At 62.6% G+C, this 12,118-nt stretch carries 25 protein-coding genes; all 25 read right to left on the bottom strand.

The genetic code is table 11. The features are described 5' to 3' along the window. Nucleotides 1-36: 36 nt before the first annotated feature. Nucleotides 37-663: a 30S ribosomal protein S4 gene (gene rpsD / locus AB1384_03595; GenBank protein ID MEW6553356.1), complete on the bottom strand. Its 627-nt coding sequence runs from the start codon at nucleotides 661-663 to the stop codon at nucleotides 37-39. A gap of 10 nt (nucleotides 664-673) precedes the next feature. Next, nucleotides 674-1,075: a 30S ribosomal protein S11 gene (gene rpsK, locus AB1384_03600; protein MEW6553357.1), complete on the bottom strand. Its 402-nt coding sequence runs from the start codon at nucleotides 1,073-1,075 to the stop codon at nucleotides 674-676. A 48-nt stretch (nucleotides 1,076-1,123) separates the two neighbouring features. Then, nucleotides 1,124-1,495 carry a 30S ribosomal protein S13 gene (rpsM, locus tag AB1384_03605; GenBank protein ID MEW6553358.1) on the bottom strand — a complete coding sequence of 124 codons (372 nt, stop codon included), beginning with the start codon at nucleotides 1,493-1,495 and terminating at the stop codon, nucleotides 1,124-1,126. Nucleotides 1,496-1,516: 21 nt separating this feature from the next. Continuing rightward, nucleotides 1,517-1,630 (bottom strand): 50S ribosomal protein L36, encoded by a 114-nt coding sequence (gene rpmJ, locus AB1384_03610; protein ID MEW6553359.1) that lies wholly within the window; start codon nucleotides 1,628-1,630, stop codon nucleotides 1,517-1,519. 23 nt (nucleotides 1,631-1,653) lie between these two features. Then, a complete protein-coding gene (gene infA / locus AB1384_03615) occupies nucleotides 1,654-1,875 on the bottom strand; it encodes a translation initiation factor IF-1 (protein ID MEW6553360.1) in 222 nt (73 codons plus the stop codon). 107 nt (nucleotides 1,876-1,982) lie between these two features. Then, the gene (gene map / locus AB1384_03620) at nucleotides 1,983-2,732 is read right to left on the bottom strand and encodes a type I methionyl aminopeptidase (protein MEW6553361.1); all 750 of its coding nucleotides are present in this window, start codon (nucleotides 2,730-2,732) and stop codon (nucleotides 1,983-1,985) included. Continuing rightward, nucleotides 2,729-3,373, bottom strand: a complete 645-nt coding sequence (locus tag AB1384_03625) for an adenylate kinase (protein MEW6553362.1) — start codon at nucleotides 3,371-3,373, stop codon at nucleotides 2,729-2,731. The genes map and AB1384_03625 overlap by 4 nt, the downstream gene beginning before the upstream one ends. A gap of 23 nt (nucleotides 3,374-3,396) precedes the next feature. Then, nucleotides 3,397-4,671: a preprotein translocase subunit SecY gene (gene secY / locus AB1384_03630; protein ID MEW6553363.1), complete on the bottom strand. Its 1,275-nt coding sequence runs from the start codon at nucleotides 4,669-4,671 to the stop codon at nucleotides 3,397-3,399. Between the two features lies 1 nt (nucleotide 4,672). Then, complete coding sequence (gene rplO, locus AB1384_03635; protein MEW6553364.1) at nucleotides 4,673-5,110, bottom strand: 50S ribosomal protein L15; 438 nt, start codon at nucleotides 5,108-5,110, stop codon at nucleotides 4,673-4,675. A gap of 10 nt (nucleotides 5,111-5,120) precedes the next feature. Continuing rightward, on the bottom strand, nucleotides 5,121-5,309 hold the full coding sequence (gene rpmD, locus AB1384_03640; GenBank protein ID MEW6553365.1) for a 50S ribosomal protein L30: 189 nt from the start codon (nucleotides 5,307-5,309) through the stop codon (nucleotides 5,121-5,123). A 14-nt stretch (nucleotides 5,310-5,323) separates the two neighbouring features. After that, nucleotides 5,324-5,836, bottom strand: a complete 513-nt coding sequence (gene rpsE, locus AB1384_03645) for a 30S ribosomal protein S5 (protein MEW6553366.1) — start codon at nucleotides 5,834-5,836, stop codon at nucleotides 5,324-5,326. 34 nt (nucleotides 5,837-5,870) lie between these two features. Further along, the gene (gene rplR, locus AB1384_03650) at nucleotides 5,871-6,233 is read right to left on the bottom strand and encodes a 50S ribosomal protein L18 (GenBank protein MEW6553367.1); all 363 of its coding nucleotides are present in this window, start codon (nucleotides 6,231-6,233) and stop codon (nucleotides 5,871-5,873) included. Between the two features lie 34 nt (nucleotides 6,234-6,267). Continuing rightward, a complete protein-coding gene (gene rplF, locus AB1384_03655) occupies nucleotides 6,268-6,804 on the bottom strand; it encodes a 50S ribosomal protein L6 (protein MEW6553368.1) in 537 nt (178 codons plus the stop codon). A 22-nt stretch (nucleotides 6,805-6,826) separates the two neighbouring features. After that, on the bottom strand, nucleotides 6,827-7,225 hold the full coding sequence (rpsH, locus tag AB1384_03660) for a 30S ribosomal protein S8 (protein MEW6553369.1): 399 nt from the start codon (nucleotides 7,223-7,225) through the stop codon (nucleotides 6,827-6,829). A 15-nt stretch (nucleotides 7,226-7,240) separates the two neighbouring features. Beyond that, on the bottom strand, nucleotides 7,241-7,426 hold the full coding sequence (locus AB1384_03665; protein ID MEW6553370.1) for a type Z 30S ribosomal protein S14: 186 nt from the start codon (nucleotides 7,424-7,426) through the stop codon (nucleotides 7,241-7,243). A gap of 14 nt (nucleotides 7,427-7,440) precedes the next feature. After that, nucleotides 7,441-7,986 (bottom strand): 50S ribosomal protein L5, encoded by a 546-nt coding sequence (gene rplE / locus AB1384_03670; protein ID MEW6553371.1) that lies wholly within the window; start codon nucleotides 7,984-7,986, stop codon nucleotides 7,441-7,443. Nucleotides 7,987-8,014: 28 nt separating this feature from the next. Continuing rightward, entirely contained in the window at nucleotides 8,015-8,335 is a 321-nt protein-coding gene (gene rplX, locus AB1384_03675; protein MEW6553372.1) for a 50S ribosomal protein L24, read from the bottom strand. Nucleotides 8,336-8,355: 20 nt separating this feature from the next. Next, the gene (gene rplN / locus AB1384_03680) at nucleotides 8,356-8,724 is read right to left on the bottom strand and encodes a 50S ribosomal protein L14 (GenBank protein MEW6553373.1); all 369 of its coding nucleotides are present in this window, start codon (nucleotides 8,722-8,724) and stop codon (nucleotides 8,356-8,358) included. A gap of 30 nt (nucleotides 8,725-8,754) precedes the next feature. Further along, nucleotides 8,755-9,015 (bottom strand): 30S ribosomal protein S17, encoded by a 261-nt coding sequence (rpsQ, locus tag AB1384_03685; GenBank protein MEW6553374.1) that lies wholly within the window; start codon nucleotides 9,013-9,015, stop codon nucleotides 8,755-8,757. Between the two features lie 52 nt (nucleotides 9,016-9,067). Further along, nucleotides 9,068-9,277 (bottom strand): 50S ribosomal protein L29, encoded by a 210-nt coding sequence (rpmC, locus tag AB1384_03690; GenBank protein MEW6553375.1) that lies wholly within the window; start codon nucleotides 9,275-9,277, stop codon nucleotides 9,068-9,070. Further along, on the bottom strand, nucleotides 9,274-9,696 hold the full coding sequence (rplP, locus tag AB1384_03695) for a 50S ribosomal protein L16 (GenBank protein ID MEW6553376.1): 423 nt from the start codon (nucleotides 9,694-9,696) through the stop codon (nucleotides 9,274-9,276). The genes rpmC and rplP overlap by 4 nt, the downstream gene beginning before the upstream one ends. 6 nt (nucleotides 9,697-9,702) lie before the next feature. Further along, a complete protein-coding gene (gene rpsC / locus AB1384_03700; GenBank protein MEW6553377.1) occupies nucleotides 9,703-10,518 on the bottom strand; it encodes a 30S ribosomal protein S3 in 816 nt (271 codons plus the stop codon). 4 nt (nucleotides 10,519-10,522) lie between these two features. Continuing rightward, nucleotides 10,523-10,939, bottom strand: coding sequence for a 50S ribosomal protein L22 (gene rplV / locus AB1384_03705; protein ID MEW6553378.1), 417 nt, complete (start codon nucleotides 10,937-10,939; stop codon nucleotides 10,523-10,525). A 33-nt stretch (nucleotides 10,940-10,972) separates the two neighbouring features. After that, a complete protein-coding gene (rpsS, locus tag AB1384_03710) occupies nucleotides 10,973-11,257 on the bottom strand; it encodes a 30S ribosomal protein S19 (GenBank protein MEW6553379.1) in 285 nt (94 codons plus the stop codon). A 17-nt stretch (nucleotides 11,258-11,274) separates the two neighbouring features. Further along, nucleotides 11,275-12,102: a 50S ribosomal protein L2 gene (gene rplB, locus AB1384_03715; GenBank protein MEW6553380.1), complete on the bottom strand. Its 828-nt coding sequence runs from the start codon at nucleotides 12,100-12,102 to the stop codon at nucleotides 11,275-11,277. Nucleotides 12,103-12,118: the final 16 nt, after the last annotated feature.

Consider the following 12,118-nt stretch of genomic DNA (forward strand, 5'->3'; position numbering starts at 1 on the left):
ACGGCTCGAGAACAAGAGCCCTGCTGGATACACCGCCTACTTGGAATAGAGCTCCACAATGAGGTGTTCCTTTACCGGCAATTCTATATCTTCCCGCTTGGGCTGGGAGGTCACCTCGACCCGTCTCTTGTCCAGGTCCACCTTCAGCCAGGGCGCGACGGGTCGCCCTTCCGCGAACTTGACCGCCTGCAGGACCCTCACCAGGTCCCTGCTCTTCTCTTTCAGCTCCACCACGTCCCCTTCCTTGGTCTGGTAGGAGGGGATATTGACCTTGCGCCCGTTCACGGTGACGTGGCCGTGCAGCACCATCTGCCGTGCGTCCTTACGCGAAGACGCGAGCCCGCCCCGGTACACGATGTTGTCGAGCCTGCTCTCCAGCAGGAAGAGCAGGTTCTCGCCGGTGATGCCCTGCTGCCTGGAAGCTTTGCCGTAGTAACGGCGGAACTGCTTCTCGAGCACGCCGTAGATGCGCTTGGCCTTTTGCTTCTCGCGCAGCTGCAGCAGGTATTCCGTCTCCTTGACGCGTCCGCGGCCGTGTTCGCCCGGCGCGTAGGGGCGCCTCTCCATGGCGCATTTATCGCTCTCGCAACGCGCGCCCTTGAGGAAGAGCTTGTCTCCCTCGCGGCGGCACTGCTTGCAGGACGGATCCGTGTTTCTGGCCATGGGATCCCCTTTATACCCTTCTTCTCTTTTTGGGACGGCAGCCGTTGTGCGGCTGCGGCGTCTCGTCGGTGATGCTGGCGACTTCCAGCCCGTTGGCCTGCAGGGTCCGGATGGCCGTCTCCCGGCCCGAGCCCGGGCCTTTCACGAACACGTCCACCTTCTTCATGCCGAATTCCTGGGCAGCCTTCTTGGCCGCGTTCTCCGCGGCCTGCTGCGCCGCGTAGGGGGTACTCTTGCGCGATCCCTTGAAACCTACCGTGCCGGAACTGCTCCAGGTGAGGGTATCCCCACCTTTATCGGTGATGGTGATGATGGTGTTGTTGAAGGTCGACTTGATGTGCGCCTCACCATGCAGCACCGTCTTCTTCTCCTTCTTCTTCCCTCTTCCTCTACCACGCGTGGGCTTGGCCAAATCTCAACCTCCTGTCGCGGTCAGCCTGCAAGCGGCCGGGCCTTCCTCTTACTTCTTCCTCTTCACGCCCACCGTCTTGCGCGGCCCCTTGCGGGTGCGCGCGTTGGTGTGGGTGCGCTGCCCCCGCACGGGAAGGCCCACGCGGTGGCGCAGTCCCTGGTAACACCCGATCTCCATCTTCCTCTTGATGTTCTGCGCTACCTCGCGCCTGAGGTCTCCCTCCACCTTGAGGTTCTGGTCTATATAGGAGCGCAGGCGCACCACTTCCTCGTCGGTGAGGCTGCGCACCTTGGTGTTCGGGTCTATCTGGCAGTTCGCCAGGATGAGCTTGGAGGTGGTCCTTCCGATCCCGTAGATGTAGGTGAGAGAAATCTCCACCCGCTTGTCTCTGGGAAGATCAACACCCGCTATACGTGCCAAGACCTCATACCTCCCTCGGGATCAACCCTGCCTCTGCTTGTGACGCGGGTTCTGGCAGATCACCAGCACCCTGCCGTGGCGGCGGATAATCTTGCATTTGTCGCACATCTTCTTGACCGACGCCCTGACCTTCATCTCCGTTCCTTCCAGATCCTTGCCTACTTGTACCTGTAAACGATACGACCGCGGTTGAGGTCGTAGGGGGATATCTCCACCACGACCCGGTCACCGGGAAGGATGCGTATATAATGCATCCTCATCTTGCCAGAAATATGCGCCAGCAGCTTGTGGCCGTTTTCCAGTTCCACCCGGAACATGGCGTTGGGCAGCGGCTCCAGGACTGTTCCCTCGACCTCTACGGCGCCTTCTTTCTTGGCCAATCCTCACTCTCCCGGCGCTGCCGCGATATCACCAGCGGCGAGCGATAATTTTTTCGCACCAGCCTTGTATTCTAACAAACTCCGTTAGCTACGTCCATATGACCTGCTCACGGCAGGGTAAGCACGTACGGGCCGTCGGCGGTCACCGCGACGGTGTGCTCGTAATGGGCCGAGAGCATGCCGTCGGCGGTGCGCACCGTCCAGCCGTCGCCTGAGTCCACCTCCACCTCGTAGGTGCCCTCGTTCACCATGGGTTCCAGGGCGAAGGTCATCCCTTCCTCCAGCAACGGGCCCCTTCCCGCCGGACCGAAATTGGGTATCTGCGGCTCCTCGTGCATCTCCCTGCCGATGCCGTGGCCGACGAACTGGACCACCACCGAGAAACCCTCCTTCTCCACGGTCCGCTGGATGGCGTTGGATACGTCACCGAGCCTTCTGCCCGGGCGGCACGCGTCGATCCCCGCCTGCAGTGAATCCCGGGTCGTCGCCATGAGATGGCTGGCCACGTCGCTGACCTTGCCCACGGCATAGGTGCGGGCGGCGTCGCCCTGGTAACCGTCCAGGATGACCCCCACGTCTACCCCGACGATGTCGCCTTCCCTGAGGCGGGTCCTTCCCGGTATGCCGTGCACGACCACGTCGTTAATGGAGGTGCAAATGGAGGCCGGGAACCCGCGGTATCCCAGAAAGGAGGGCACACCGTCCCTTTCCCTGATGAACTCCTCGGCGAGCTCGTTCAGGGTCTCCGTCCTCACGCCGGGCTGGATGTGCTCCTCTAGCATGTCCAGGACCCCGGCGACGATGCGGCCTGCTTCTCTCATCTTCCCGATCTCTTCCTGCGACTTCCTGATGATCATCCTTCCACCACACCGCGTATGGCCTCGAAGACCTCGTCTGCCTCCGCGCTCCCGTCTATGTCACGCAGCAGGCCCTCCCGGCCATAATAGTCGATGAGGGGCTGGGTCTTCTCCTTGTATTCCTCCAGGCGCGCGCGGACCGTCTCCTCGCCGTCGTCGTCGCGGCAGTACAGCTCCCCCCCGCAGTCGTCGCAGACGCCCTCCTGGTGCGGCGGGTCGTAAAGGAGGTGACAGACGCTGCCGCAGGAACTGCAGGTCCTGCGAGCGGTCAGCCTAGCCACCACTACCTCGTCGGGTACCTGGATGTTGAGCACGTGGTCGATGCTCAGACCGCTGTCAGCGAGCATCTTTCCCAGCGCGTCCGCCTGTTCGACGGTACGGGGGAACCCGTCCAGGATGAACCCCTTGCCGCAGTCAGGGGCGCACAGCCGGTCCTTGACGATGCTGATCACCAGCCCGTCCGGTACCAGCTCTCCCCGGTCCATGTACCCCTTGGCCTCCAGCCCCAGCTCCGTGCCCTTCCTGAGGTTCTCACGGAAGATGTCCCCGGTGGAGATATGGGGCAGGCCGTAGAGGGAGGCTATCCTATCGGCCTGGGTGCCCTTTCCGGCGCCCGGCGGTCCCAGCAGTATCAGGTTCACGGATATCGCCTCCTCCGTCGCCGCTACCCGAGGAAGCCCTCGTAGTGCCGCATCTGCAGTTGGGCCTCGATCTGTTTCATGGTCTCCAGGGCGACGCCCACGATGATCATGATGGCGGCGCCCCCGAAGGGGATCTGCCTGGTTCCGAAGAAGTAGAACATCACCGCCGGCAGCAGCGCGATGGCCGCCAGGGCGATGGACCCCGGCAGGGTGATACGGTTGATGACCTTGCTGAAATATACCGCCGTGGGGGTGCCCGGACGGATGCCGGGCACGAAAGCTCCGTACTTCTTGAGGTGTTCCGCCTGGGTGAAGGGGTCGAAGACGATATATGTATAGAAGTAGGCGAAGAAGATGATCATGCAGGTATAGAGGACGAAGTATATCCACCCCTGGGTTATCCTCTCCGCGAAACCCTCCAGCGCCGGGATGAACTGCGCCAGCATGGTGGGGAAGAAGATGACCGACGAGGTGAAGATGATGGGGATGACCCCCGAGGTGTTCAGCTTCAGGGGGATATAGGTGGTCCCGCCCATGGTCATGCGTCTCCCCCGGATCTGCTTGGCGTACTGCACCGGGATACGCCTCTGCCCCTGGTCCAGGTATATGAAGAACACCACCACGACCAGGGTCATGACCACTGATATGAGGATGCCGTAGACCTCGCTGCCGTAGCGAAGGTCGGTCTGCTCGGCGAGCGTCTTGAACTCGCTGGGGACGCGGGCGATGATGGAGGTGAAGATGAGGATGGACATGCCGTTGCCTATTCCACGCTCGGTTATCAGCTCGCCGAACCACATCAGCAGCGCCATCCCCGCCGTGAGGGTGACCACGATGATGATCCCCTTGAGCCAGGTGAACTCCAGTATCTTCAGGTTCTCCGCCCCCACCGTCTGGTTGGAAAAAGTATAGACCAGGCCGATGGACTGCATGAGCGCCAGCCCCAGGGTGAGGTAGCGGGTCACCTGGGTGATCTTCTTGCGTCCCGACTCACCCTCCTCCTGCCACTGCTTGAGTTTGGGGATCACCGCCACCAGCATCTCCATGATGATGGCCGAGGTGATATAAGGCATGATACCAAGCCCGAAGATGGCCAGCTGGGCCAGGGCGCCCCCCGAGAAGAAGTTGAGGAACCCCAGGATGCCGCCCTCCTGCACGAGCAGGTCCAGGGCGGTGGTGTTGATTCCCGGTGACGGTATGGCGCAACCAAGGCGGTAGAGGAGGATGATCAGCAGCGTAAACAGTATCTTTTTGCGAAGGTCTGCGATCTTGAATATATTGCGGAAGGTCCGGAGCAAACTATACCACCTCTGTGCTTCCCCCGGCGGCCTCGATCTTGGCCACTGCGCCGCGGGTAAAGGCATGGGCCTTCACCGTCAGCCTGCGCTCGAGCTCTCCCCTTCCCAGTATCTTGACCTCTTTGTCCAGTCTCTTGAGCAGTCCCCTCTCCACCAGGGTCTCGGGGGTTATGGTCTCGCCGTCCGCGAAATCATTCAACCTCTCCACGTTCACCAGGTGGAATTCCTTCTTGTTGCGCGGCTTGAACCCGCGCAGCTTGGGCACGCGTCTCTGCAGGGGCATCTGGCCTCCCTCGAACCCGATGCGTGTCTTGGAGCGCGCTTTCTGGCCCTTCATCCCCCGGCCACTGGTCTTGCCGTGCCCCGATGAGCGCCCTCTCCCCACGCGCTTCGGCGCCTGCACCGAGCCTTCCGCCGGTTTGAGGTCGTTGATCTTGATTGTCATTCGCCTAAACCTCTTCTTCTGCGCAGGGCTCCACCTTGACCAGGTGGCTTATCCTGCTGATCATGCCCTTTATCTCCGGGGTGCTCTTCTGCACCACGGAGTGGTTCATCCGCTTCAGTCCCAACGCGCGCACCGTCCGCCTCTGTACGGCGGGGCGCCCGATGGGGCTGCGGACCAGCGTTATACGCAGCATCTTCTCCCTGGTGCTCACGCTTCCACCGCCTCCCCTGCCTTGCGCAGTTGGGCCTTGCGCAGCTGGGCCACTTCCCGTGTATGGTTTATGGACTTCAGGCCCTCCACCGTCGCCTTGACCACGTTGACGGGATTGCGCGAGCCATAGGTCTTGGTCAGGATGTCCTGCACGCCGGAAAGCTCCATGACCGCACGCACCGGGCCGCCCGCGATCACTCCCGTGCCCTCGCTGGCCGGCTTGAGAAGTACGCGCGAGGACTCATATTTCCCTACCACTTTGTAGGGGATGGTCGTCCCGCGCGTCGGTACCTTGAACAGGTTGCGCTTCGCTTTCTCCACGCCCTTCTGGATGGCCAAGGGCACCTCTCGCGCCTTGCCGTAGCCGTAGCCCACCATACCCGCGCTGTCCCCCACCACCACCAGGGCGGTGAAACTGAAACGGCGCCCGCCCTTGACCACCTTGGCCACGCGGTTTATATGTATGACTCTCTCCTCCAGCTCGAGGACCGTCGGGTCTATCTTGGGCATATGCAACCTCCGCGCTCTTCTTCGTACTCGGGCATCAGAACACCAGGCCTCCCTCGCGGGCTCCGTCGGCCAGGGCCTTTACCCTGCCGTGATACAGGTTACCCCCGCGCTCGAAAACCACTCTCTCCACGCCTTTTTCACGGGCCCTGCCCGCAAGGACCCGGCCCACCTCCGCGGCTACGCCGCTCTTGTTCTTGCCCGCCAGGTCGAGCCCCTTCTCCATGCTGGACGCGCTGACCAGGGTCCTGCCCGCCCTGTCGTCGATGATCTGGGCATAGATGTGCCGGTTGCTGCGGAACACCGAGAGTCTCGGCCTTTCCGCGCTACCGGAGACCTTCTTGCGCACGCGCCGGTGGCGGCGCTGCCTGCCCAGCTGTTTCGGGTCCGTCTTCTTCATCCCGCGCTCACTCTCTCCTGTTCCTTGCGCGGCATCACACCGCGGTCTTGCCCGCCTTGCGCTTGATGTACTCGCCGGCGTAGCGCACTCCCTTGCCCTTGTAGGGGTCTGGCTTGCGCAGCGCCCTGATCTTGGCCGCCATCTGGCCCACCTTCTGCTTGTCGATGCCCTTTACCCTGATCTTAGTGGGCGTGACCACCTCGAATTCGATTCCCTCCGGCGCCTTTACCAGGACCGGGTGCGAGAAACCCAGTGTGAGCTCCATATCCCTATCTTTGGCCACGGCCCTGTAACCGACACCGTGTATCTCCAGGTTCTTCTCGTAACCGTTGGTTACCCCCTCCACCATATTTGCGATGAGAGTACGCGTTAGGCCGTGCAGCGACCTGTGCATCCCGGAATCGGAGGGCCGCTTCACCACCAGGTTCCCCTCCTCGATAGCGAGGAGCATGTCCGGATGGAATTCCCGGGTCAGCTCTCCCCTGGGTCCCTTCGCGGTCACCGTGTTTCCCTCTATCTTCACCTCTGTCCCCTGCGGGATGGGTATGGGCATCTTTCCGATCCTCGACAACTCTGACCTCCAGCTCTATCCATTACCACACGTAGGCTATTACTTCGCCACCGACGTTCATCTCCCGCGCCTCTCGGTCGGTTATCACGCCCTTGGAGGTGGAGATGATGGCGATCCCGATCCCGCCGAGCACGCGGGGCACGTCCGTCCTCTTGCTGTAAACGCGCAAGCCGGGCTTGCTGATCCTCTTGATGCCGTTTATAAGTTGCTCGCGGTTGGGCCCGTACTTCAGGGTCATCTTCAAGGTATCGTAACTCTCGCCCTTGATGACCTCGAATCCGGCGATGTAACCTTCCCTCTGCAGTATCTCCGCGATGGACTCCTTGATCCTGGAGAACGGCATCTCCACCACCTCGTGGTGGGCGGTGTTGGCATTGCGTATGCGGGTCAGCATGTCCGCGATGGGATCGGTCATTGTCATTCGCTACACGCCTCCTTACCAACTCGATTTGGTCATGCCCGGGACCTCGCCCTCGTGGGCCAGTTCACGCAGGCAGATGCGGCAGAGGTTGAACTTGCGGAAATACCCCCGCGGCCGTCCGCAGCGCGCGCAGCGGTTATACGCACGCGTACTGAACTTGGGGGGCCTCTTCTGCTTGGCAACCAGCGACTTCTTCGCCATGAAGTCTCTCCTTATCACTTGCCGCGGAAGGGCATGCCCATGGCATCCAGCAGGGCCAGCCCCTCCTCGTCCGTCAATGCGGTGGTCACGATGGTGATGTCCATCCCTCTCACCCTGTCGATGTCGTCGTAGTCTATCTCCGGGAACACCAGCTGCTCGTCGAGGCCCATGTTGAAGTTCCCCCTGCCGTCGAAGGACTTGGGGTTCAGTCCCCGAAAGTCCCTTACCCTGGGGATGGCCAGGGAGGTGAGGCGGTCCAGGAACTCGTACATGCGGTCGCCGCGCAGGGTGACCTTGCAGCCCACGGACATGCCGGTGCGCAGCTTGAACCCGGCTACCGACCTGCGGGCCCGGTTCAGCTTCGCCTTCTGGCCGGTGATCACGGCCATGTCCTTCATGGCTCCGTCGATGGCCTTGGGGTCGTGCGCGCCCTCTCCCACGCCCATGTTAACCACTATCTTCTCCAGGCGCGGGACCTGAAGATCGTTGCTATAACCGAACCTCTCCTTCAGCGAGGGAATGATCTCCTCGCGATACTTCTGCTTTAACCTCGGCACCATGTTTCCTTCCTCGGCCTGAAGTATCCGCCTAATCCAGGTCCGCCCCGCACTTGCGGCAGACACGCTTCTTGCCCCCATCCGCGTCGACCCGGTATCCCACCCGGATCCTGCGGCTGCATGAATCGCAAACGAGAGCGACGTTGGAGACGTCGATGGGCGCCTCCTTGGTGACGATCCCGCCCTGGGGGTTCTCCTGCGACGGACGCGTGTGCCTCTTCACCAGGTTGATCCCCTCAACGACGACGCGGGCGCTCTCCGGGATGCTCTTGAGCACCTTGCCCTGCTTTCCGCGGTACTTGCCGGCGAGCACCTCTACCTTGTCGCCTCTCTTTATCTTCATACCAGCCATCGCATCTCTCCTCGTCACCCTTACAGGACCTCGGGGGCAAGGGATATGATCTTCATGAACTTCTTCTCACGCAGCTCCCTGGCCACCGGTCCGAAGATACGCGTACCTCGCGGGTCCTTGACCTCGTTGATGAGCACTACCGCGTTCTCGTCGAACTTGATATAAGACCCGTCCTGGCGGCGGCGTTCCTTCCTGGTCCGCACCACCACCGCCCGCACCACTTCGCCTTTCTTCACCGCGCCGCCCGGCGTGGCCGCCTTCACCGTACCGACCACGATGTCGCCGGCGTAGGCGTAACGGCGCCCCGAACCCCCCAGGACCCTGATGACCAGGAGTTCCCGGGCGCCGGTGTTGTCGGCTATCCTGACTCGCGATTCCGCCTGTATCATGATCTTCCTCCGAATCGCGGTGCTCTACCGCTATTCCGCCTTCTCCACGATCTCCACCAGGCGCCAGCGCTTGGTGCGGGAGATGGGCCTCGTCTCCATGATACGCACCAGGTCTCCGACACCACACTGGTTGCCCTCGTCGTGCGCCGTGTACCTCTTGCTGCGGCGGACGATCTTACCGTAAAGCGGGTGGGGCATGCGAGTCTCCACGTTTACGACGATGGTCTTGTCCATCTTGTCCGATACCACCGTGCCTACTCGCACCTTCCTCCTGCTCGTCCTCTCCGCCATGTTCCGGTTCCCTTCCTCTATACGGAGGCCGCCGCTCGCCCGTACCGGGCGCTCAGGACGCCTCCTCGCTGAGCTCCTGCTCCCTTATGACCGTACAGATGCGCGCGATATCCCTCTTCGTCTCGACAATCTTCGATGTATTGTCGAGCTGGCCGGTGGCCGCCTGAAAGCGCAGGTTGAACAGCTCCTCCTTCGCCTCCTTGAGCCTGGCGGTCAGCTCCTCGTGGGAATACTCGCGCAGTTCTCTCGCCTTCAAGATCATTCACCACCCGTGCTCTCGCGCTTGACGAAACGGCACTTCATGGGCATCTTGTGAGCCGCCCTGCGCATGGCTTCGGCAGCGGTCTGCTCGGGCACGCCCGAGAGCTCGAACATCACGCGCCCCGGCTTGACCACGGCTACCCAGTGGTCCGGGTTGCCTTTTCCGCTTCCCATGCGCGTCTCCGCAGGCTTCTTCGATACCGGCTTGTCTGGAAAGACGTTTATCCACACCTTTCCGCTCCTCTTCACGTGCCTGGTGATGGCCACCCTGGCCGCCTCGATCTGTCGCGCCGTCACCCAGGAAGGCTCCAATGCCTGCAGGCCGTAGTCCCCGAAATGGACCTTGGTCCCGCCCTTGGAGCGCCCTTTCATGCGGCCGCGCTGGACCTTCCTGTGCTTGAATTTACGAGGCATCAGCATGAGCTGTCAGACCTCCTCGACCTCTTTCTCCTCGCCGGCTTTCTCTTCGCTCTCCGCGGCTTCCTCCACTGCCGCTGCGGCTCCCTCACCGGCCTCCTCGGCGACTGGCGAGCCGGTGGCCGCCGCGGCGGCCTCCTTCTCCGCCACCGGGACCTTCTCGGGTTCCATGGCCGTCTTTTCCCTGGGCTTGCGCTCGGGCTCGGCGATGAGCCCCTTGTAGATCCACACCTTGACGCCGATGACCCCCATGGTGGTGCGGGCCACGTAGTAGCCGTAGTCGATGTCCGCCCGCAGGGTCTGCAGGGGCACCTGGCCCTCGCGGTACCACTCCCGGCGCGCCATCTCGGCGCCGCCCAGCCTTCCCGAGCAGGACACCTTGATGCCCTTGGCCCCGGCCCGGATGGCGTTCTGCACCGACCTCTTCATGGCGCGGCGGAAGGACACCCTGCCCTCCAGCTGCTCGGCGATGTTCTGGGCAACCAGGTAGGCGTCCAGCTCCGGCGTGTTCACCTCCTGGATATTCACCTGCACTTCCTTGCCGGTCATCCTGGCGAGGTCACGCTTGATGCGGTCCACCTCCGCTCCGCGGCGACCGATGACGATGCCGGGACGGGCGGTGAAGATGTCAACCTTGATGCGCTTGGTAGTGCGCTCTATCTCCACGCGTGAAACCGCGGCCCTCCTCAGGTGCTGCTTGACGTAGCGGCGTATGGAGAGGTCCTCCTGGAGCAGGTCGGCGTAGTCCCGGTTGGCGAACCAGCGGGACTTCCAGTCATATATCACTCCCAGGCGAAAACCGTATGGATGGACCTTCTGACCCACGCTCTCATCCTTTCCTTCGCGCTCCGGCGCGCCGTCTCGAACCCCGGCGGCCTTCCCCGGCGAGCTCTTCGCGCTCGCCGACTACCACGGTGATATGGCTGGTCCGCTTACGGATGCGGGTAGCCCTGCCATAGGCCCTGGGCCTCCAGCGTTTCAGCGTCGGCCCCTCATCCACGTAACAGTTGACCACCATGAGGTCGTCGGCGCGCAGCCCTTTGTTGTGCTCCGCGTTGGCCACCGCCGACTCCAGCACCTTCCCCACCAGACGCGCGGCGTTGTGCGGAGAGAAGGTGGTGATGTACCGGGCCTCCTCCAGGTCCTTGCCTCGCACCAGGTCGGCGATCTGCCTGGCCTTATAGGGCGATATGCGCACGTGTTTGGCCACCGCGCGCACCCTGACGCCTTCGCCTGCTTCCGCCATCTCTCTCTCCGCCTCCTGCTCTTTCCTCTTCGTCTACTTCAGGCGGGTGGGTCGTTCGTGGGCGTGCCCGTGCCTGGTGCGCCTGCGCGTGGGGGCGAACTCCCCCAGCTTGTGCCCGACCATGTTCTCGGTCACGTATACCGGCACGTGCCGCTTGCCGTCATGCACCGCTATGGTGTGCCCCACCATCTCGGGAAAGATGGTGGATCGGCGTGACCAGGTCTTGACGACCCTCTTCTCGTTGCGCCGGTTCAGCTCCTCGATCTTGAAGTAGAGCTTCTCGTCGATAAAGGGGCCTTTCTTCAGCGACCTGCCCAAGACTACCTCCCTGTCCCTCAGCTCTTCCTGCGGCGTACGATGTATTTGTCCGACGGCTTGTTCTTCTTGCGTGTCCGGTACCCCAGGGTCGGCTTGCCCCAGGGGGTAACGGGATGGCGCCCGGAAGAACTCTTGCCCTCGCCGCCGCCGTGGGGATGGTCCACGGGGTTCATCACCGTGCCGCGCACGGTGGGACGGCGGCCTTTGTAACGCCCGCGGCCGGCCTTGCCCTCGGAGAGGAGCTCGTGCTCCACGTTACCGATCTGGCCGATGGTCGCGCGGCACTTGATATTCACCAGGCGCACCTCGCTGGAGGGGAGGCGCACGTGCGCGAAGTCCCCTTCCTTGGCCATGAGCTGCGCCGACGCGCCTGCGGAGCGCACCATCTTGCCTCCGGCTCCCGGCTTCAGCTCGATGTTATGGATGGTCGTGCCCACCGGGATGGATGAAAGCGGCAGCGCGTTGCCCGGCTTGATGTCCGCGTCGGGCCCGGACATCACGCGGTCCCCCACTTTCAGCTTGAGGGGAGCGAGGATGTAGCGCTTCTCGCCGTCCTCGTAGTGCAGCAGGGCGATGCGCGCGCTGCGGTTGGGGTCGTATTCTATGGCGGCCACCTTCGCCGCGATATTGTCCTTGTCCCTCCGGAAGTCGACGATGCGGTATTTGCGCTTGTTGCGCCCACCCTTATGCCGGGTGGTGATCCGGCCCTTGTTGTTGCGGCCCGCCTTGTAGTTCATGGGGGCGAGCAGGGTCTTCTCCGGCTCCTTCTTGGTTATCTCGGAGAAATCGGACACCGAGGCGAAGCGCCTCCCCGGCGAGGTGGGCTTGTATCTCTTGATGCTCATAACCTTACCGTCCTGT

The sequence above is a fragment of the Actinomycetota bacterium genome, from assembly GCA_040757835.1.
GTDB lineage: Bacteria > Actinomycetota > Geothermincolia > Geothermincolales > RBG-13-55-18 > SURF-21.